Origin of the sequence: Peribacillus sp. FSL M8-0224, assembly GCF_038003055.1 — a bacterium.
GTDB lineage: Bacteria > Bacillota > Bacilli > Bacillales > DSM-1321 > Peribacillus > Peribacillus frigoritolerans.
Genome location: NZ_JBBOOJ010000001.1, coordinates 2941159 through 2962932 on the forward strand (window position 1 = coordinate 2941159; position 21774 = coordinate 2962932).

Here is a 21774-nt window from a genome sequence, read left to right on the forward strand (position 1 = left end):
ACCATCTATGCCTTGAAGAAGCCCCCTACTCCTTTGACCATTGAAGATACTTGGGAAACTGTATTCATCATTTGTCCAGCTGTATTCATCATCTTCGTTATATCCATGGAGCCATCTTGTGTTTTAAATTGATTCATGACCGATTTGAAACCCGATGGCTGGGGTTTTTGCATGAACTGCTGCTTTGGATATGGATTATGAGCCTGCTGCTGACTTTGCGGAGGTCTTTTAGCTGGCTGTAACGGATTTGCGAACGGACTAAAAGCTTGCGGATGAAGATTGGACTGAATTGGCTGCATTTGTGTTATTGGCTGCATTTGTGCCATTGGCTGCATTTGTGCCATTGGCTGCATTTGTGCCATTGGCTGCATAACACTGTTGCCCGGATAAGCTCCCACAGGCATCGCCTGCTGCGGGACTGGTTGAAATGGGTGATATGCTGCCTGCTGAAAAGGATCATGATATGGCGTCACATAGCCCCCTGTATCCTGGTGATGATATGGATACATAAATGGTTGTTCAAGATTATGATCATTTGGCGGAGGATACGGCATTGGCTGTTGGTATCCTCCCCAATTTTCCGGCATTGATTGAGGAAACTGTCCTTGATTTGGGGAGATTTGGTTATAACCGGATCTCATCATGTCAATGAGCCCTCCTCTTTTTCATTACATGGTTCTGATAATATATGAAAAAAGAAGGAATAAAGTGTAGGTGTTTTTATGATAAAATCCGATCGATTTCCGTTTTTACATTATTAAGGATGAATTCGATCGACTGGACATGGCTTTTAAATCGCTTATAACTTGTTTTAGGAAAAAATGCCTGAACGGCCACATCAGAAAGGTTATGGGCGGTTTGTTCGATTTGCTCGGGGAAAAGATGCCTAAATTCGGTTTCTTTCATCCACTCCTTCATTCCGGTTTCCCATTCGATGCATACGGTCATGACCTGATCTGCAAACGGCTTTACTTCCGAAAAGAAATCCTTTTCCTTTCCTTCCAGGCGTACACCCTCATAAATATCATCTGCCTGGTCCGTATATTTAATCAATTGTTCTGTTAATAGCTGCAGTTTTTCTTTTTGCACAATATATTCCTCCGTACATTTGTTTCCCTTAGTATAATCCAGTTCTTCATAAAATGAAAATCCTGCGGATTATACGTGCAATTCAGTGAAAACCTTGTGTTTTATAATTGTTTTTTCCGGAACAATGGAAAAGGAGTGGTTCACACCTTCAGCATTCACCCAATAATCCTCGGCTTTCTCAATGGCTTCCTGGGCTTCATTAACTAATGTATATTGTTCCGCCCATAGTTTACACCGCACTGTATTTACAGTTTCCCCATATGAAATTTCCAAACGATCCAGGCTGGTACTGATCTCAGCTATCATCCTTAATATCTCTTCTGTTGCGACACTTTTATTGACCATGCTGATCCCTCCCATTCTTTACCTGTACTATTCTTTTTTTTATCTGAAAGCCCTTCATGACTGACAAAACTAGAAGCGAATCGGCAAAGAAAGTGCAATTCACTTAATTTATTATGCCCTTCGACAACAATGGCAGAATGAAGAATGAAGTTTTAAACAAGAATACAGACAGGAGGTGATTTTATGCAGTCGAATGAAAGCAGACAGCAGAAAAACGAAAAACGACAAAAGCCGCCCACCAAAAAGGCAGGAACGGGAAACCCGAAGCTTAGTGGAGAAAACCGCCCCTCTACGTAAGTAATAAATACTGAACGATAAACAGGGAAGGCTTCATCGACGCCTTCCCTGTTTCCTATTATAAAATCCAATTTTTGATTATTGCTGCCGTGTGCAGCTGTTTTTGTTTATGATCATACCATTCCGTCAAATGCGGGTCTTCTTCCCATTTGGGTTCAATGAACCATTTTTTTTTAACCTTTTTTTTCATATCCCATTGCTCTGTCTCCCCTGCTTGATGATGAATCAATGGATATACTCCTCTCAGCATCGGGGTTTCATGGTACCTAGGCTTTTTTCGATATTGTTCATAATCATATCTGGAACCCGTTGGTTCAGTCCTGCAGGAGAATTCATAAAATAGTGGAAATAAACCTTCAGAAAATAAAAGCCCAGCCAACCTTTTCCCCAATTCAATCCTTTTATCGATATTTCTAAAATGCGAAACGGACGAGCCATACAGTTCTCCATTGCAAGTAGGAAATAGAACGGTGCTAAAATGCATCCAGTCCTGCAGGAAAAATAGCAGAGAATGAAAAACGAAGGATTGCTTTTTAATAACCGGTTCTTCAATGATGTTTTGTTCATTTATGATAAGCGCAGTGACTAATTTTTCACGATTTCCATGTTTCCAAAAGGAATACCATTCGTTCTTCATGAATTTGGTAATAAAAAAATACTGACATAAGTGAAACAATGGACGTCCATATTTCGTCGAATAATGATAGAGAAGTAATTGCGGATATGCATCTTGGAATATTCTCCAGTTGGCTTCTTCATACGTTAGGAATAATTGACGCCTGTATTTAAGGCCAAGTAAATTGGAAAACCAAATCCCTTCAAGATCACACATATTCCAGCCTGCATTCCTGGAAACCATCCCGGCTAAAAATGACCATTGTATTTCTGGATGGATTCTAAAAAATTGTTCATATGCTTTCGTTCTTGATATATTATCCCTATTCCCTTTTACAGTTTGGGCTTTTATGGATTGGAGCAACTGCTTTTCCGTCTTTAACATTCGCATCTAGCCTTTCTATAGCGATGAATTGTGACATATAGTTGTACATAAATCCTATCGTTCTAAGAAACAATTCTTTTTATTCACATTTTGGATTCTTTTTTTGCTAATATAGATAAGTGAAAAAAAGGAGGGGTAAAAGTGGCATTTCATTATCCCAACGGACGAAGATTTGTACCGCAGGCTATGGAAGAAAAGAAAAGTCCACTAAAAAAAATCAGTTACAGCAACCGGGGAAAAACATTGGAAGACGATTTGAACGAAACCAATCAGTATTATTTAGCACACGGCATTGCCGTCATCCATAAAAAACCGACACCCATACAAATTGTCGATGTCCACTATCCGAAAAGAAGTGCTGCAGTCATTAAAGAAGCTTATTTCAAACAAGCATCGACCACCGATTATAATGGTGTTTATAAAGGAAAGTACATTGATTTTGAGGCAAAGGAAACGAAAAACAGCAGTTCCTTCCCGCTAAAGAATTTTCATGACCATCAAATTGAACATATGAAGCATATCGTTCAGCATGACGGAATTGCGTTTGTCATCATCCGGTTTTCCGCAATGGATGATATATATTTAATGAGTTCCGAACAACTGAGTTTTTATTGGAAGAGAATGAAAGAAGGCGGACGCAAATCTATAACTCTTCAAGAGGTTGAAAGCAGTTCACGAAAGATTACTCTTGGCTTTCAACCGAGAATTGACTATATTAAAGTAGTAGATTCGCTCATCTCAGAAAATTTTTAGTTTTTTAGAAAGGCAGGTTAGCTGTAATGGCTGAAAAATATAATACTAGAGAAGAACGCCGAAAGCAGGGGCAGACACAAAAAAAGGGACAGAATAAAAGTCCTCAAAAGCCAACCAATATGCTTAAGCGGATTTTCCTTATACTTGTAACAATCGGAATAATAGGCCTGGTTGCCGGAGGAGCTGCAATGGCTTACTTTATAAGCGACGCTCCAGAACTTGACGAAAAGCTTTTGAAAGATCCGGTCACATCCAAGATTCTCGATGAAAATGGTAAATTACTTGCTGAAATCGGAAAGGAAAACCGGGATTATGTAAATTATGAAGACATACCCGATCTTGTCGAAGAAGCTTTCCTGGCAACGGAAGATTCCCGCTTTTATGAGCATCACGGGGTCGATTTCTTACGTCTGGGCAGTGCCGTCATAGCCAACTTCAAAAATGGATTCGGCTCAGAGGGTGCAAGTACATTGACCCAGCAGGTCATCAAGCGTTCTTATTTAACGCCTGATAAGACCATTAAAAGGAAAGTCCAGGAAATGTGGCTATCCATACAGCTTGAAAGAAAGTATACAAAAGAAGAAATTTTCGAAATGTATGTGAATAAGATTTTCTTTGCAAACCGTGCCAACGGGATCTTAACTGCATCGCAAACTTATTATGGAAAAGATCTTAACGAATTGAAATTGAACGAAGCGGCCATGCTTGTAGGATTACCGCAAAGCCCAAGCAGGTATGACCCGTATAAATACCCTGAACGTGCGAAAGAACGCCGTGATATTGTCCTGCACTTAATGAACAAACATGGATATATCACCGAAACGGAAATGAAAAATGCACAAAGCATCGATATAACAGAAGGACTTCAAGAAATCGATAAGAGCCAAATCGATACGACCGCATACGATGCATTCATCGATTTGGTAATTGAGGAAGTCGGGGATATGGGTGACTATAACGTCTTTACCGATGGTTTGGAAATCCAAACGACCATTGATAAAGATGCCCAGGAATATGTTTATAACATGTTGAACAGTGATGAAATCATCAATTATCCAAGTAAAGATCTCCAAGCAGGAGTCACATTACTCGATACAGAAACTGGTGAAATTAAAGCAGTGGGCGGCGGCAGGAACACGACAGTTAAACGCGGCTGGAATTATGCAACGGATGCCAAGCGATCACCTGGTTCGACCATTAAGCCGATTCTGGATTATGGTCCTGCCGTGGAATATTTAAATTGGTCCACCTACCACCAAATCAAGGATGAGGAATACACTTACAGTGATGGAACACCGCTTAAAAATGCTTCCGGACGACATTATGGTACTGTAACGACTCGTGAAGCACTGGCACGGTCATTAAATATTCCTGCCTTAAAAACGCTTCAGGCAGTCGGCTTGGACCGGGCACGTGATTTTGCCACTGATCTTGGGATTCCTTTCGACAAGGAAATTACCGAATCGGCAGCATTGGGCGGCGGTAAGGATGTTTCTACACTTGAACTTGCCGGTGCATACAGTTCATTCGGAAACAATGGTATTTATAATGAACCGCATAGTGTGAAAAAGATTGTTTTACGTGATAAAACAACCATCAAAAACAAGACGGATTCAAAACCGGTCATGAAAGATTCTACAGCTTTCATCGTGACGGACATGTTGAAAAGCGTCATGAAAGAACCTTATGGAACAGGAAGGTTAGCCAATATCCCTAGCCTCCCGGTAGCCGGTAAAACGGGGTCAACCAATTTCACACCTGAGCAGCGTGCAGCGAACAACATCCCATCTTCCGGTGTAAAAGATAGCTGGATGGCAGGTTATACAACCAATTATACAGTCGCAGTTTGGGCTGGTTATGATAATGCATCTGGTGAGCAAATGGAATATCTGGGTGAATCATCTCAAAGAATCCCTAAATCCATCTTTAAGAATTTAATGGAACATATGGCTCAATCAAAAGAAACGAAAGACTTTGATCAACCTGACAGTGTTGTGAAGGTTGGAGTCATCAAAGGTTCGAATCCAGCAGTTAAAGCCAATGAATATACACCAAGCAGTAAAATCACTTATGAATATTATGTTAAAGGTCACGAGCCAACACAGGTGACGACAGAATATGAAAAAATCGACTCACCTGGCATTAGCGCTTCTTACAACCAGGAAAGCAATGAAATCAATTTATCATGGTCATATCCTAAAGGTAATGGGAATACCCAATTCGAGGTTAAGATGTCCGTTGATGGCGGCGCACAGAGCGTATTGAAAAAATCGAAGGATACTAGTTTAACGATCCCTAATCCAACCCCTGGAAGTAAATATACTTTCTCAGTGGTAGCTCTAGTGGATAACCAACAAAGTGATCCTGCGAGTACATCTGTCAAAATACCTGCTGAAGCGGCAGTCCCTGAGGATACTGAGGACGAGGAGATTGAAGATCCGGCCGAAGGTGAGGATACGGAACAAGAAACTCCTGCTGAAGGCGAAGAAGATAAACAAGACGAAGACAAAAATAACAATGGCGAAAACGGCAATAACGATAATAACAACAATAATGGCAATAACGACAATAATGACAATGGCAAAAATGATAATAATGGTAATGGTAATGGCAACAATGATAATAATGGTAATGGCAACAACACGGATGACGGAAATGGCAATAATGGAGAGGATGTCGAGGGCGGGGATGATACCACTGACCCTGGAACGGTAGAAGAGGAAAAACCAGTCGAGACCCCTGATCCCGATCCTAATCCGGACCCAGATCCAAACCAAGATACCGAATAAATATATATGAAGATTGACCTAAAAAAACGTCTAAGCTTTTGGCTTAGACGTTTTTTTGGCTGTTCTTATTTTTGATCATGAACTTTACATATTGTTTTTCAAATTCTCGGAACAACTCACTGAGCTGTCTATAAGAATGAAAAAAAGCGGGTCTAGCAAGGATGAAAGAAAGCCTTTCATCCATGTTCACCGGAATATTGTTAAAGGATTGCATTTGGAACCGGATATCATTCAATGCCACTGGCTGCCCATGCATCCAGAAGACTGCTGTTAAAAATAAACCGATCCCCTGCTTCATGAGTCCCAAGGTCTGTCCCGATTTTCGCTCAGAAAATAGCAAACTGCATTCCGAATCAATTCCCTTCCATCTCTCCAGCAGTTCCTTTACATGCATTGCCCCCTTCGTCCAAGGAGCATACGCTTCTACATTATTATAATAAAGTAACTCGTATGGGAAAGACTCGAATGGAACCGTTTCACTCCAACCTGCATATCGTTCTTTTTCCAAGATGGTTTCCTTTTCAGGAAAAAACAAATGATGGACCAATTCTTCAGGGACTTTTAATGATATGGACTGCGTCAATTGGCTTCTTTCCTTTTCATTCTTTTTTTTCCTTCACGGCATAATTCTAGAAGCGGGCAGGTTTCACATCTTGGTGACTGGGCCTTGCAATGATAGCGTCCAAAGAATATCAGGCGGTGATGCGTAACGGACCACTCATCCTTTGGTATCTTAGCCATCAACGTTTTCTCAACGTCGAGGACACTATCCTTCCAACGGCATAATCCCAGGCGCTTGGAAACACGCTCTACATGGGTATCCACAGCGATCGCCGGCACATCAAAAGCAACGGAAACGACTACATTCGCAGTCTTTCTGCCAACGCCAGGCAATTTAACAAGCTCATCACGGTCTCTCGGAACTTCCTTACCGTATTCTTCGATCAGCATGCGCGACAGCTTTTGTATATTCTTAGCCTTGTTACGAAACAAACCGATTGAGCGAATGTCATTTTCCAACTCTTCAATCGGAACGCTTATGTAATCCTCAGGCGTTTTATATTTCTGAAATAAATCCTTCGTCACTTTATTGACTAATACATCCGTACACTGAGCTGACAGGGCAACAGCAACCACCAATTCAAATGGATTGGAGTGATTCAGCTCACAATGGGCATCCGGAAACATTTCACCCATTGTATCCAGACAATATCGAATTTGAGCTTTATTCAACATATTGGTTCTCCTTCAATTTACATTACTGCTCGAGCCAGTTATAGAAAGGCACATCTTTCAATGGTTGTGCAGTTTCCGTTTTTCGGTCCCTCTTTTGATGAACTCTAAATTTTTGTCCTTGCTCCCTTGCCTGTTCCAAGGTTTTAATTCCATTCTTTTTCCACTCGAATAAAATTCGATCAATGTATCGGAAATTCAATTTTCCGGAAATGACAGACTCCCTCAGAGCTGACTTAATGATTTCAGGTTGATGGTCATCCTCCATCCACATTGCCAATGTCTCACATTCAAAGGGAGATAAAGGGCGGCCGAACTCCTGTTCAAAAATCGTATAAAGGCTCTCCCCCGCTTTTTGGATTTCTGCAGACTCTGCCTGTTTCAAAGTTTTCAAGAAACAGTCCATCATTTTTTCATACAGTGGAGACAACGAATATTTTTCCTGTCCGATTTCTTGGCTCCCCTCAACCACCATTTCAACAAATCCCCTTTGGACCAAACGCTGGATCATGAATAGACATTCCGTTTCCTGCAATGTCATTCGGTCAGAAAGTTGGGATGGTGCAGGGAAATGATTACCTTTATCGATGAAGCTTTGCAATTGTAATAAAAGGACCATTTCTTGTTCATTCAGTCCCATTGTACTATAGTTAGTCAACAAAAAGGATGGAATCGTTATCGTTCCTTCCTTAAACCACGCATATAAATGTTCTTTATTCATGTTTTTGGACACCTCTGGTTTAGTATAACATGAATACGGCTCATCGAATAAGTTTATAATTTTAACAAAAAACGGTTATCTGCCAATAGGCAAGATAACCGCTTCACTACGGAATCAAGGATATAATCGATTTAATAGACGTGGGAACGGGATGGTTTCACGGACATGCTCGACTCCACTGATCCATGCCACGGTGCGTTCCAATCCCAAACCGAAGCCTGAATGCGGCACAGAGCCATATTTTCTTAATTCCATATACCATTTGTAAGCATCTTCGCTCAAGCCATGCTCATTGATTCTCTGTTCAAGCAATTCCTGATCATGAATCCGTTCTGAACCGCCAATTATTTCTCCATATCCTTCCGGAGCGATCAAATCGGCACAAAGAACGACTTCTTCCCTGTCAGGATCTGGCTGCATATAGAAAGGTTTGATTTTGGTTGGGTAATGAGTTATGAAAACGGGCTTATCATAACTTTCCGCTATCGCAGTTTCATGCGGAGCTCCAAAATCATCACCCCATTGAATATCATCAAATCCTTGTTCATGAAGGAACTTAATGGCTTCATCATATGTAATGCGCGGGAAAGGAGCTTGGATTTGTTCAAGCTTCGATGTATCACGGCCCAGTGTATTCAACTCAAGCTCACAGTTTTTCAATACGGATTGGATGATGGAAGAAACGAATTTCTCCTGGACCTCCAGGTTTTCTTTAAATTCGATGAAAGCCATTTCTGGTTCAATCATCCAGAACTCGATTAAGTGTCGTCTTGTTTTGGATTTTTCTGCCCTGAAGGTTGGACCAAATGAAAATACCTTCCCAAGTGCCATGGCAGCCGCTTCCATATAGAGTTGACCACTTTGTGAAAGGTAAGCATCCTCATCAAAGTATTTAGTCGCGAACAATTCACTCGTTCCCTCTGGTGCGCTTCCCGTTAAAATTGGGGGATCCACTTTAACGAAGCCTTCTTCATTAAAGAATTCATATGTAGCACGGATTATTTCATTCCGGATTTTCATGACTGCATGCTGCCGTTTTGAACGCAGCCACAAATGGCGGTTATCCATTAAAAATTCAGGACCATGCGCTTTAGGTGTAATTGGATAATCCAATGATTCATGAATGATTTCAATATCTTTCACCTGTAATTCAAAACCGAACGGCGAGCGTTCATCCTTTTGAATGACACCTGTTACATACAAGGATGACTCTTGTGAAACCGATTTCGCACGAGCGAAAATCTCTTCACCCACTTCAGCTTTCACGACCACCCCTTGAATAAAACCAGAGCCATCACGTATTTGAAGGAAAGCAATTTTCCCACTGGAACGTTTGCTGGCAAGCCAGCCTCCAATGGTTACTTCTTGATCGACGAATTTGCTAGCATCTTTTATTGTAATTTTCACGGAATTTACCTCCAAAAATAACTTAACTTACTAATGAATTTACTCTACTTATTATACCCATAGCCCTGCTTACAAGCAAATAAATCAATTGAAGCGGGGGTTCCATGCCTTTTATATCATTCTTATTATGTTTTTTAGTGTATTCGCTAGATTGCATGGTAGTTTACCATTCACGAACACCCGCTCTTATTACAGTAAAATCATCTCGGTATATGTTATCGATGGACTTTTCCATTTCCTAAACAAATTAACGAATGGTAATCATTTTCGCCTTTAACAGGGTTTCAAATGATGCATATAATTGAAAAGCACTTTTAGGATTTCTTATTTGGCAGGAAAGCAGTTCCTCAAGTCTTTTGATCCGATAGCGTAAACCACTCATTGAAATGTTCAATTCTTTCATACTGCATTCAAGATTTCCACCGCATTGGAGAAATACGTAAAGCGTTTTCAATAATTCTTTCATTTTGGGGTCATCTTCCATCAATAAAGGACCCAGCATTTTCTCAGCTTTTTTCAGTACCGCCGGAGTACTCCCAGTATGCATTAAAATGGATAGCAGATCGACTTCTTCGAATTTGATAATATCCCGAGTTCCTTCATTCATATTCAAAGCGGTTAAAGCTTCTTGAAAAATCTCGTGAGCCCGTTCCAATTCATCACTTATTGTACCAAGTCCCACTTTAAAGTTATATCCGCTGAAAACCGTATATAAATGATCGATGCATTCCTTGGTTCGTAATGGGAATTCATTTCCTGGACTCAGCGGTATTAGCAATACGATATGACCATCCCTTAATGCTGTTAAGACGACTTGATTCCGCTTTTTAAAGAAACTATAAATCTCTTCGATGATTTTCTGCTGAATGAAATAGTCATTCTCTGTCCCCCGATTGGAGGAAAAACGATAGCCCAGCACCGCAATTGTGAAAGGATGATCCAATGAAACGTCTAAATACATACTATTTTTGATTATTTCTTCTTTAGAAGCAAACTCTCCATTTAATATTTGTTCAAGGAATAAACCTTTTACCCTTTCAAGCGCTTCAAAACTGCTTTTCTCATTTAAGAGGAATAAGGAACCAGTCATGGACACCCTCTCAAGAATCATTCGATTGATTTCCAGGTTCATTTTACCTTCAGCTCGATCAGCTTGCACAAAGGCACAATAGCCGTAAGTTTTATTTTGTAATGTAATGGGAGTATAAAGCAGTTCCATCCCATCTTTTACGATTCTTCCGGTCTCCAAAGTGACAGGTCCATTTTCCCTCATTAGTTTAAGCTGATTCCTGACATCCTCTGCCTTCCCTTTGTGAAAACCAGCAAGATAAACTTGATTGTTATTGAAATTCTCCATCAACAAAGGTATTTTTGTTTTCTGATAAACCATCCTCACTATCGATTGAAGGCTTCTTCCGTTAATTAACTCTTCTGTCAGCAAATTATGAATATCCATCACTTTTGACAAACTATTGCGCTCCTCCAGCAGCTTTTCATATGTTACGGCAAGCTCTTGGACAATCGGTTTGGTTTTATAATATTTCAACTCATCCTGAATCTCCATGCCCCATAAATGTATCGATTTACCTTCGTATCTACACGCTGAATACCCTGCTCCCTTACAGTCGCTTTCCTTAAAAATCACTTCATGACCGCAGACCGTTGAATAAAATCCACTTGCATACCCCGTCAATGTATAACAGACTGGCTTTTCCGCGATTCCAGTCTGGGTGATATGTTCCTCTGCCTCATAGGAATTGACCCAAACCCCTTCCACATTTACAGAGTGTACATCCGCATGACCATCCATCGATAATTCCAGTTTCGTCGTATTGACTTTTGTATAGCCTTGCATCATATGTAATATGGGGCCTTGCCTCAGTATCTCCTTAACCGTTGACAAATTCCCTTTTAGTGCTTTTTTAGCATCATTGACGCCAATATTCCAGCCATATCGTATTAAAAAAGACTTCATTCTTTCAAATCCAATATTCTCGATCAGGTCCTTTCTTAAGGTACCGAAAATTGAAGAGGAGGTCAGGATCATCCTCTCATCATTTAAATGAATTTCACCATCATCATTCTTAAGATTCAAAAGATTCGTCATGATTCCCCCGGCTTTCCTTTTACATAATATTATACTTTTTCCACACCTTACCTATCAAGATAAATGTAAACGCATTCATATCATGCCGTGGGGAAAAACCGGTGGGAGTCGATACATACCATTCTTTACACGTTTTCTTAAACAGTTTAATTCATTCGGAGCTGAATCAAATCATTAATGTCTTCATCTTCATTTATCCACTTATCATTTGTCCAGCCATGAAGGTCATAATCGTCCATTGCCAAGTCCACAAAAGCTTTGAATTTATCCGATTGTCCATTTAAATCAGCCATTTTCATGGTTTCAAGCCTAATATTTTCATGGTTACCCGCATAATTGATTTCATATAACTCATTTCTGCCGCCAAATTCCGTTCCGATGGAATCCCAGATAAGTTTCATCAGTTTTACCCTTTCCACTGCCGAAACCGCACCTGAACCCTTATAATATTTATCGAGATATGGACGGACCTCAGGGTTTAAAAAATCCTTGGAGCTTGATGGGAGTTGAATGAGATTACCTGCTACAACCTGTTCAAATATCTGTTTCACCTTCGTCCAAACCATAGGTGCGAACACCCTATAAGCAGTTGCATATGTGCTATTGGGGAGAACAGTGCCATTCGGCCCTTCCATCGGATCTGTAGCCATCGCTGTCGAGATTGCCCAAAACATATTCCTGTAAGCAAGCACTTCCCCGATATTGGCTTGAACTCCCCTGAATTGATTCGTTCCTGCCATTTCCGTAGCCTTCATCAGAAGCCCAGCCATAAAGTCTAATTTCACCGCATAGCGTGTGCAGCCATGAAATGTATATCGATTCATCCACCCAGTCTTGGATCTAAATCCATTTGCAATTTCCACATTATTATAGGCGAATACATTCTCCCATGGCACGAATACATGATCAAGGACGATGACTGCGTCATTTTCGTCGAACCGACTAGAAAGCGGGTAATCGAAAGGAGTGCCTGTCTTGGCAGCCGTTTCTTCAAAAGACTGTCTGCTGATCATTTTTAATCCCGGCGCATTCATCGGCACAAAGAAAATCAATGCATGGCTCCTATCTCCTTCCCCAAGATCGACAGGAGAATAATTCGCGACAAAATTATAATTCGTAAGTGCTGCAGAAGTTCCAACCATTTTGGCTCCGCTTACGATTATTCCATCATCCCGCTCTTCCACGGTACGTACAAATACCTCTTTATTTTCATGCAGCGGTTTATTCCTGTCCATTGCCGGATTTATAATTGTATGGTTACAGAAGGGAACGTCCCTTGTGGTTTTTTCATACCATCTTTTCGCATTATCTTCAAATCCCTTATAAAAATCGCTATAAGGTCCCAATGATCCTGTAAATGCAGCTTTGTAATCAGGGGTACGACCCATGAAACCATAGCTCAACTTTGACCATTGTGCTATGGCATCCCTTGCTTCAAGCAGCTCTGTTGCGTTCTTTGAGGCCTTGAAGAACTTATGGGTAGTATGGCCTTCATCTGTCTTAGCCGTTAAAACCCGTGCAGTATCCGGATCATGTAGAGCATCATATAGCTGCGCAATTGACCTGGCAGAATTGCGATATGCTGGGTGTGACGTCACATCATCTACCCTATCACCGTTCAAGAATACCGTTCGTCCATCTCGTAAACTTTCTAAATACTCTTTGCCATTCATCATCGTAACATCCCCCATTCACAATCTTTCAATTTGAATTCCTAGCTTCATACTAACTAAATGTTCCAGGCATTTTTCTGTTGAAACCCATCTTTTTTCTAACATTTTTTGTCTAATTATACTGAATAATCTAAATATGTTGAACTTAAACAAAAAATCATATACGATATCATATATGATTAATTATAAAATCAAGGGGTGAGTGTCCATGGCAAAAGCAAGAGTGAAACTTCAAAAGTCAGATTATTCAGAAGAAGTGGAAATACTGTCGAACCGCTATATATTAATGAACGGTGTTAAGTATGAGGTATCACGAATCAAGTTGGATAACCCTATTTCAGGAACGGTATATGGAACATTATTAAACTATAAAGGGTCATTGGAAGCATTGAAGGGGAAGATCGACCATCCGCCTTATAATGAACCTCCTAAAGGGCCGATCCTTTATATTAAACCTAGAAACACGTTTTCTTCTTATTCAAATCCAGTTCCCCTTCCAACCGGCATACCTGAATTGGAAATCGGAGCAGCACTTGGAGTAGTGATCAGTAAAACGGCCACAAGAGTCAAGAAAGAACATGCATCGGATTATATAGAAGGTTTTACGATCGCCAATGATATTAGCATTCCTCATGAAAGCGTTTTCCGTCCTGCTATCCGCCATAAAGCCCGTGATGGATTTTGCCCGATCGGTCCATGGGTCGTATCCAAGGAATCCATCTCCAACCCCGATTCTTTAGGACTTCGTGTATATATTAATGGAGAACTAAGGCAAGAAAATTCAACTTCAAATCTAATTCGCTCCATCCCCCGGCTTATTGAGGATGTAACGGACTTCATGACCTTGAGTACGGGTGACGTCCTTCTAGTTGGAGTTCCTGAGAATGCACCGCTGGCCAAAGCCAATGATCAAGTCAGGATAGAAATAGACGAAATCGGTTATTTGGAAAATACGATCATTTCCGAGGAAAAATTATCACTGGAGGGGATTTTATGAAGAGAGCACGTGTAGCCTATTCAGGTGCCATACATCCAGCAAGTGAATATCACGGCCAGCTCCAATTGGCGGATGGCCGGCTTGTCAATGAGCAGGACGTTGTCTGGCTTCCCCCGGTGGAACCACGAACTGTCTTCGCGCTTGGCTTGAATTATGCAGACCATGCGAAGGAACTAGCTTTTAAATCCCCGGAAGAACCCCTTGCGTTCTTAAAAGGTCCCAATACATTCATCGGCCACCGGGGACAGACAAGGCGGCCTGCTGATGCAGCTTATATGCATTATGAATGTGAACTGGCAGTGGTCATCGGTAAAAAGGCGAAGAACATAAAAAAGGAAGAAGCCTTTAATTATGTAAGTGGATATACGATTGCAAATGATTATGCAATACGGGATTATCTGGAGAACTACTACCGGCCAAATTTAAAGGTCAAAAATCGCGATACCTGCACCCCCATTGGTCCCTGGCTCGTCGATGCCGAAGATATTCCAGATCCTTCGAATCTTGCCATCAAAACTTACGTCAACGGAAAATTGACTCAGCAAGGCAACACGAAAGACATGATTTTCGGCATTACTGATTTAATTGAATATTTCAGCAGCTTCATGACATTGAGTCCAAACGATATCATATTGACAGGCACACCTGAAGGCTTGGCGGATACTGCTGTAGGCGATGAAATCATCACTGAAATTGAAGGTATCGGAAAACTCGTTAGCACAATAGTCGGGGACGATGTATTTACTGAAAACGGGGATCGGCCTCATCTAAAAATCCACAAATAATGGAAGGGACTAATCATATGCCTCATATAATTATTGAATATACGGATAATATCAAAGATGAAATCCAGATTGACGGGTTATTAAGAAAGGTTAATGATGTACTGATATCCTATCCCTCCATCTTTCCAATTGGCGGGATTCGATCCCGGGCCATTGAATTGAAGCATTATCGTGTTGCCGATGGTACAGAGGATGATGCATTTGTTCATGCCATACTAAAAATTGGCGCTGGACGCCAGGACAGTGATAAAACAAAAGTATGTGACCACCTTTTCGAAACGATGGAGTCCCATTTGGCATCCCTCTTTTCAAAAAGATATCTTGCCCTCTCCATGGAACTTACGGAATTCAGTGATTTTGGCACCTATAAAAAGAATAATATCCATAATCGCTATAATAAATGAACAAAGTTTTCATATTTAAAGGCCTTCCACATCATCGGGAAGGCCTTTAAATTAACATGTTTTTCCACCGCTACCTGACTCAGTTGATTTCTGCGAGGTTTTCAGTGCGGTTCAAGAACTCTTTGACACGGTCCACATATTCCTGTTTATCATAGCCGTTATATAAAGCGCTTGCCATACGGACCGGATCCCCAAAAAAGAACCTTTCGTACAGCGTTTGCCTGGATCCAAATGAACTCATGCATACATCCCATGCAAGACGATACAATTTAACCCTGTCATACGCTCCACCATTCGCGGCTTGAAGATATTTATCCAAATCCGGTCGAAGCTCCGAATTGAAATCAGCTTCATTTGGTATCGCCATTAAGCCACTAGCTCCAAGAAGCTGCATTATTTCACTGAATCTAGGGTAAATCTTCGGATAATAATTACGGGCTATGTTTAAAGGTGTGAAATCGGGTGTCATCATTCCCCACTTATCCACTTTCGCATTTGCCTCAGAAGCTGTAATGAAAGCCTTTACCGTTTCAAGCGCTATGATGACTTCCGAGATTTTCTCCTGAACATGCTGGTATTGCCCGATATTGATGGTTTCCACCATTAGCTGCAAAATCCCCAGAATGAACTCGGTTTTGGCGATATTCTTCGATACCACCTGATGGGTCATATGAACAACGGCATTGCTTTCATTATAAGCCTGGTTGCAAATGCCGACATCCCCATATGCAAATACCCGATTCCAAGGTACGACTACATCATCAAAAACGATAATCGTATCCATTTCCTCAAATCGTGAACCAAGTGGATGGTCAAAATGTGATTTGCCATAGTCGAATGATTCACGACAGATGAATTTCAACCCCGGTGTATTATTTGGGATGGAGAATGCGAATGCATAAGGGTTTTCTTCTTCTGATTGTTTAAGCAATGTGGAAGGGAAAACCATGATTTCATCCGTTATTCCTCCTTGTGTAGCTAATAATCTGGCACCCTTTATAATAAGCCCTTCTGAATTCTTTCCGGCAATCCGTGCAGCGATGTAAGGGTCCGGAAGCTTTGCGGCACTTACTCCCCTATTAACCTGGGGTTGAATCAGGGTATGTGTCAACGACAAATCCTTTTCCCGGCAGAGCTCATAATAATCCTTCATATTTTTTGCAAATGCCGAATCCTGAGTGCCGAACATATCAGCTGCAGTACCGTACGCCATCATCCCACTGTTGATATAGTCAGGGGAACGTCCCATCATTCCATTATTATGTCTTGCCCATTCTTGAATCATTTTCCGCCTTTTTTCAAGGTCTTCCTTAGTCCGCGGCTGCATGAATGAGGTTCCTACTCTTTCGTTTGAAGTTGGTGAAATATAAGTCATGATGTCATGTTTCGCGGAATCATGCTGCAAATCATATAATTCGGCCTGTGTTTTCATGACCCCTTTAAAAGCTGGGTGTTGACTGATCTTATCTTTTACTTGCTCTCCATTGATCCATACATTCGCCTTTGCTTTGTCTACCCTATCGATATATTCTTTACCTGTTTTAGCCGGCATAATTACATCCCCCTTAGCATCAAAGTGATGAAGCGCTTACAATTAAATAAATTCCAAATATTGAATTAATTCCTATAACAAAATATACCATGTGTTATGATATATATATAATACTTAAAAAATTCAATATGTATATGTTAATCATATGTATGAGGTGTATATAATGGACATCCGGCAGTTAAAATATTTTGTGACGATCGTTCAGGAAGAGCAAGTAACCAAAGCCGCAAAAAAATTACATATGGCTCAACCGCCTCTTAGCCAGCAACTTAAATTAATGGAAATGGAAATCGGTGAAAAACTTTTCGATCGGAATGGAAAGAAACTTGAACTCACTGAAACTGGAAAGGTCCTTTATAAAAAAGCTGAAGCTCTATTAAACCAGTTCGAAGAATCACTACTGGAAGTGAAGGAAGTCAGTAAAGGGGTAAAGGGCACTCTTTCCATAGGGTCAGTAAAAACTTGCTTTTCTTACATTCCGCAAAGGATGAGAACCTTTAGAGTTAAATACCCTGACATACGTTTCAAATTAATGGAAGGTGATACGTTCCGTTTGACAGAAGGCTTAATAAACAGGGAAATCGAGTTGGCCATTGTAAGGCTTCCTATTAACGGTAAGCAATTCTCATCGATTAACCTTCCGCCGGAAGATTTTGTGCTTGTCACCCCAAAAGATTGGGATATCCCAGACTCGATCGAATTCAAACAAATTAAGGAATATCCCCTCTTATTGCTGCATAGGATTAGCGGTCAAGGCACTTACGAACTTATAGTGGATGAATGCTTAAGACATGGATTTGACCCTACGATTGTATGTGAATGTCCTGATGCTGCAATGATCTTATCTCTAGTGAAGGAAGGAGTAGGCGCTACCATCATGCCACGTACCACGTCCAAATCGTTTTCAACCCAGGGGATAAAAATAGTCGAATTGATAGATTGTGAAGTACAATCGGAAGCCGCCCTTATTTGGCTTGAAGAACGCTATCTTTCCAAAGGCGCCGTCAAATTCCTAGAAACATTTTCTGAATGAATGCCCAGTTACCCTTGAATATTAGTGCACCTGTACCTCAATCTTTGGTATTTTGAAAAGAAAAAAGCAACCCATCAGGAGATGGCTGCTTTTTCAAATCCATTCACAAGTGCGTTGACCTGCGCTTTATTAATAGGCATGCCTTTACATCATTCAATGTCGCAAAACACCCTTAACATCATGACCGGTATTGGACTTTACCAGGATTTCATTATAATTGTCTTTTGCAACCGTTTTCGGACCGGTCCTGCGATTACCGATCAAGGCACCTAAATAGCAGGCGATGAATCCAAGCGGAATGGAAACGATTCCTGGTGAATTCAAAGGGAAAATTGGTTCACCTGTCATTATGGTTGCTCCGGGGACCGGGTTCCAGACATTTGGACTGAGGGCCACGAGCAAAAGTGTACCAAAAAGACCTGTCATCATACCGACTATCGCTCCAGTTTTATTGAATTTTTTCCAATAGATCGTTAGAAGGATTACTGGCAAATTCGAACTGGCGGCCAATGTAAAGGCGATAGATGCCAGAAACGCTACATTGAATTCCTGCAGACCTAATGATAAAACAATCGCAAGTGCAGTCACACCAATGGAAGCCCATCTAGCCATCGTCATTTGCTGTTTTTCCGTCGCTTTTCCATCTTTTAATATTTCATTATAAAAATCATGTGAAAATGCCGTAGCACCTGTTAAAACGATTCCCGCAACTACTGCGAGTATCGTTGCGAAGGAAACGGCCGCAATAAATGCGAATAAGATGTCCCCGCCCACAAGTTGGGCCAATAAAGGTGCAGCCATGTTACCTGCTGGATTAGCGGCCATGATATTCGATGTTCCGACCAACTTCGCAGCACCGAATCCGAGAAAAATGACCATGATATGAAATGCACCCATAATCCACATCACCCAAACAACCGACTTTCTTGCCACTCGTGCATTCGGGACAGTCAAAAAACGTATTAAAATGTGAGGCAGACCTGCCGTTCCCAGAATCAGGCCCAGTGACAAGGATGCTGCATCCCACCCACTGGCATACTTAATTCCTGCCTTCAGGTAATCTGAACCCATGGGTGTCGCTGTTTTCATATCCGTGAAAATTCCGATGAAACTAAAATTCAACTTCCACATGACGATCATGAATAATATAAACACTCCGCCTATCAGCAGGATGGCTTTAATGATCTGCACCCAGCTTGTCGCCGTCATCCCCCCAAATAGAACAAATACCAACATTACAATACCTACGATGATGACAGAGATATTATACGGGATGTCCAAAAGCAATTTAAATAAAGCACCTGCAGCAACAAGTTGCCCCAGCATGTACATGACTGATATCACCAGGGTATTAAAAGCGGTCACTCCCCGGACCTGTTTATATTTAAACCTTGTAGTAACCATATCAGCCAATGTGTATTTCCCTAAGTTCCTTAATGGCTCAGCCACTAGGAATAACACGACAAGAAATGAAACAAGTGCTCCATACATCAGGAAAAATCCATCATATCCCGTTAAGGAAAATGCCCCTATCAACCCTAAAAACGTGGAAGCCGACATAAAATCCCCGGCCAATGCAAGTCCATTTTGCCTAGCGGTCAACCCGCCCCCAGCCGTATAAAAGGAGCCTGCCGTTTTAGTTTTTTTGGAAGCGAAATACGTGATGAAAAGCGTACCTATCGACATTAGCGCAAAGAGAATGATAACTGTCCAATTCATGAATCAAAGCCCTTCTTTCTCGATGATTTCTTTTATTTGTTCATCGATTCTTTCAGATTTACTTACATATATGCTGCAAACCCATACAGACATAACCGTAATGGAGACACCGTACACCCACGCCCATGTTATGTCCCCAATGAAAGGGTGATCCAGGATATCTGTGTAAAAAACTAAGAAGGGCAAAAGCAAGGAATATCCCATAAAGAAAATCATAAAAGGGATGACGAACTTCTTTTTGTCGGAAAGCATATTCTGAAACTCTTTTGAGGCAACAATTTTTTCATAATCCACTAGATCAGTTTGTTCCGATTCTTCAAGTTTTTTTTCCAGCCGAACCATCTCTTCACACCTCTTCTGATATTTATTTTTTCCAAGGACGGTCCTGGGAGTATTCCTCCGATGTCAGCCGCATTCTTCAACGGCACATCCCCCTCCATCCCAGAACACCTACAACCTCATCTTCCCAAAGAGGGTCTGAAGCCAATTCCCTAAGCTTTCCGTACTCCTTTTGTGAAACCGATGAAACTTACAAATAGGGCAGCAGTAAGCTCCCACTGCTGCCCTGTCCCAGACCATATCTTTTAAAAGGCTTGCACTTTCACAATAGTCTTGGCTCGCCTATCCTTCATCTGTTTCGACTTCTTGATACATTCACTTTTCCATTTGATATGAATCCTCTTTCCTTTCAAGTGAAGAGAATCATTGAAATGTAAGTGCCAACTCCCTTGAAATGATCCGTCCATTATTTGATGGGCTATTCCTTATCCAGCAGGCTTCCTTCAACTTTTCACCATTTGCACTGGCGCCCTATTGAAAAGACTATGAGAGTTCATGCATGTTTCGCCTGAATTTTCCATAGTTCATCCTAAATCCCGCTTCTTTTTAGATGATGAATTCAGGCTTACTTTTTGCCAGGATCGGTTCTTTAAGAGGAACTTCTTCTCCTGATATTATATCAAGTACAGAAGATGCCTCATCAAACCATGAATCCGGAGCTTGGGCTCCCCAAAATGTCTGGCGTCTTGGATCATTCAAATCCCAATGAATCGGTTCGGTATCCGGGTCAGATGTTAAGTAATCCCCATTGTATAATTCGATCCTGTGACCGTCCGGATCTCTTAAATATAGGAAGAATGCATTGGATAGGCCATGCCTCCCTGGGCCGCGTTCGATCGACTTCGCATATCCAAGAGATGCCAGTACATCACAGGCATGGATAAGTGCAAGGGGGTCAGGCAGAAAGAAGCCTACATGATGAAGTCTTGGACCGATACCGTTCATGAATGCCTGGTCATGGACCGTTTGCTTTCTATGTAGCCACGTTGCCCATAATTTGCCCGACTCATCCACTGTATCTTCCGAGCAGGCAAAACCTAATTCATTCATATAAAAGTCAGAGGCTTTTTGCACATTTGGCACACAACAATTCACATGATCGATTCTTTGGACCCTCGAACCCCTATGCATATCATATCGTTGCAGCAATCTCTCGGCTTTATCCATTTTGTGAAAAAACTCCACTGGCAATCCTGAAATATCCTGAACTCGCAGTGACTTGCCTAGTGCATGCTGTGTTCCTTCCTGCATCCACTTCATTTTCATTCCCTTGGACAGGAAGAAAGATTCCAACCCTTCAAGGTCTTCCTCTTTTTCAACCTTGTATCCTATTGCTTCAACGCTTGGCTTTTCTGCCTTTTGCAAGATAAGCGAATGATGATGCGCTTCCTCTAAACCACGTAAATATATGTGGTCATTCGTTCTTTCCGTTTCAATAAAACCTAAAGCATCCACATAAAAGGCTCTTGATTTATCTAAATCTGTTACATTAAGTATCGTTCTCGCAACACGAATAATAGAAAAATTCATA

The 21774-nt window shown here is 41.2% G+C and carries 20 protein-coding genes; 6 read left to right on the forward strand and 14 right to left on the reverse strand.

The genetic code is table 11. The annotated features are described in order from the left end of the window. Positions 1-5: 5 nt before the first annotated feature. The 4 genes from MKX49_RS14000 to MKX49_RS14015 form a co-directional block, all read right to left on the reverse strand. Positions 6-644 carry a YppG family protein gene (locus MKX49_RS14000; protein WP_340876813.1) on the reverse strand — a complete coding sequence of 213 codons (639 nt, stop codon included), beginning with the start codon at positions 642-644 and terminating at the stop codon, positions 6-8. Between the two features lie 76 nt (positions 645-720). Next, positions 721-1089, reverse strand: coding sequence for a YppE family protein (locus MKX49_RS14005; protein WP_048688372.1), 369 nt, complete (start codon positions 1087-1089; stop codon positions 721-723). A 69-nt stretch (positions 1090-1158) separates the two neighbouring features. Further along, positions 1159-1434 carry a hypothetical protein gene (locus MKX49_RS14010; protein WP_048688368.1) on the reverse strand — a complete coding sequence of 92 codons (276 nt, stop codon included), beginning with the start codon at positions 1432-1434 and terminating at the stop codon, positions 1159-1161. A 355-nt stretch (positions 1435-1789) separates the two neighbouring features. Further along, positions 1790-2731, reverse strand: a complete 942-nt coding sequence (locus MKX49_RS14015; RefSeq protein ID WP_340876815.1) for a DUF2515 family protein — start codon at positions 2729-2731, stop codon at positions 1790-1792. Between the two features lie 141 nt (positions 2732-2872). Between MKX49_RS14015 and recU the strand changes: the two genes are divergently transcribed. Both recU and MKX49_RS14025 read left to right on the forward strand, forming a co-directional pair. Continuing rightward, positions 2873-3484 (forward strand): Holliday junction resolvase RecU, encoded by a 612-nt coding sequence (gene recU, locus MKX49_RS14020; RefSeq protein ID WP_034307899.1) that lies wholly within the window; start codon positions 2873-2875, stop codon positions 3482-3484. 26 nt (positions 3485-3510) lie between these two features. Continuing rightward, the gene (locus MKX49_RS14025; protein WP_340876816.1) at positions 3511-6273 is read left to right on the forward strand and encodes a PBP1A family penicillin-binding protein; all 2763 of its coding nucleotides are present in this window, start codon (positions 3511-3513) and stop codon (positions 6271-6273) included. A 43-nt stretch (positions 6274-6316) separates the two neighbouring features. On the opposite strand, the gene MKX49_RS14030 is transcribed toward MKX49_RS14025, so the two are convergent. From MKX49_RS14030 to MKX49_RS14055, 6 genes are all read right to left on the reverse strand, one after another. Continuing rightward, positions 6317-6856, reverse strand: coding sequence for a YpoC family protein (locus MKX49_RS14030; RefSeq protein WP_340876817.1), 540 nt, complete (start codon positions 6854-6856; stop codon positions 6317-6319). Beyond that, on the reverse strand, positions 6853-7509 hold the full coding sequence (gene nth, locus MKX49_RS14035; protein WP_063593994.1) for an endonuclease III: 657 nt from the start codon (positions 7507-7509) through the stop codon (positions 6853-6855). The genes MKX49_RS14030 and nth overlap by 4 nt, the downstream gene beginning before the upstream one ends. Positions 7510-7531: 22 nt before the next feature. Next, on the reverse strand, positions 7532-8227 hold the full coding sequence (locus tag MKX49_RS14040) for a DnaD domain-containing protein (RefSeq protein ID WP_048688355.1): 696 nt from the start codon (positions 8225-8227) through the stop codon (positions 7532-7534). 114 nt (positions 8228-8341) lie between these two features. Continuing rightward, positions 8342-9634 (reverse strand): asparagine--tRNA ligase, encoded by a 1293-nt coding sequence (asnS, locus tag MKX49_RS14045; protein WP_054400296.1) that lies wholly within the window; start codon positions 9632-9634, stop codon positions 8342-8344. A gap of 247 nt (positions 9635-9881) precedes the next feature. After that, positions 9882-11741 carry a XylR N-terminal domain-containing protein gene (locus tag MKX49_RS14050; protein ID WP_340876818.1) on the reverse strand — a complete coding sequence of 620 codons (1860 nt, stop codon included), beginning with the start codon at positions 11739-11741 and terminating at the stop codon, positions 9882-9884. Positions 11742-11887: 146 nt separating this feature from the next. Beyond that, entirely contained in the window at positions 11888-13417 is a 1530-nt protein-coding gene (locus tag MKX49_RS14055; RefSeq protein ID WP_340876819.1) for a 4-hydroxyphenylacetate 3-hydroxylase family protein, read from the reverse strand. A gap of 205 nt (positions 13418-13622) precedes the next feature. Between MKX49_RS14055 and MKX49_RS14060 the strand changes: the two genes are divergently transcribed. Genes MKX49_RS14060 through MKX49_RS14070 form a run of 3 tightly spaced genes read left to right on the forward strand, consistent with a single transcriptional unit; the run spans position 13623 to position 15600 of the window. Next, positions 13623-14411, forward strand: a complete 789-nt coding sequence (locus MKX49_RS14060; RefSeq protein ID WP_318291214.1) for a fumarylacetoacetate hydrolase family protein — start codon at positions 13623-13625, stop codon at positions 14409-14411. Beyond that, positions 14408-15196: a fumarylacetoacetate hydrolase family protein gene (locus tag MKX49_RS14065; protein ID WP_340876820.1), complete on the forward strand. Its 789-nt coding sequence runs from the start codon at positions 14408-14410 to the stop codon at positions 15194-15196. Before MKX49_RS14060 ends, MKX49_RS14065 begins: the two co-directional genes overlap by 4 nt. Positions 15197-15213: 17 nt before the next feature. Then, positions 15214-15600, forward strand: a complete 387-nt coding sequence (locus MKX49_RS14070; protein WP_034307909.1) for a 5-carboxymethyl-2-hydroxymuconate Delta-isomerase — start codon at positions 15214-15216, stop codon at positions 15598-15600. Between the two features lie 79 nt (positions 15601-15679). Here MKX49_RS14070 and hpaB read toward each other — a convergent pair whose 3' ends face one another. Next, positions 15680-17152, reverse strand: a complete 1473-nt coding sequence (gene hpaB, locus MKX49_RS14075) for a 4-hydroxyphenylacetate 3-monooxygenase, oxygenase component (protein WP_048681584.1) — start codon at positions 17150-17152, stop codon at positions 15680-15682. Between the two features lie 163 nt (positions 17153-17315). On the opposite strand from hpaB, the gene MKX49_RS14080 reads away from it, so the two are divergent. Then, the gene (locus MKX49_RS14080) at positions 17316-18185 is read left to right on the forward strand and encodes a LysR family transcriptional regulator (protein WP_251540779.1); all 870 of its coding nucleotides are present in this window, start codon (positions 17316-17318) and stop codon (positions 18183-18185) included. Positions 18186-18338: 153 nt separating this feature from the next. Here MKX49_RS14080 and MKX49_RS14085 read toward each other — a convergent pair whose 3' ends face one another. The 3 genes from MKX49_RS14085 to hpaD form a co-directional block, all read right to left on the reverse strand. Beyond that, positions 18339-19904, reverse strand: a complete 1566-nt coding sequence (locus tag MKX49_RS14085) for a solute symporter family protein (RefSeq protein WP_340876822.1) — start codon at positions 19902-19904, stop codon at positions 18339-18341. Between the two features lie 3 nt (positions 19905-19907). Continuing rightward, entirely contained in the window at positions 19908-20246 is a 339-nt protein-coding gene (locus MKX49_RS14090; protein WP_340876823.1) for a DUF485 domain-containing protein, read from the reverse strand. 543 nt (positions 20247-20789) lie between these two features. After that, on the reverse strand, positions 20790-21773 hold the full coding sequence (gene hpaD / locus MKX49_RS14095) for a 3,4-dihydroxyphenylacetate 2,3-dioxygenase (RefSeq protein WP_323597733.1): 984 nt from the start codon (positions 21771-21773) through the stop codon (positions 20790-20792). Position 21774 lies beyond the last annotated feature (1 nt).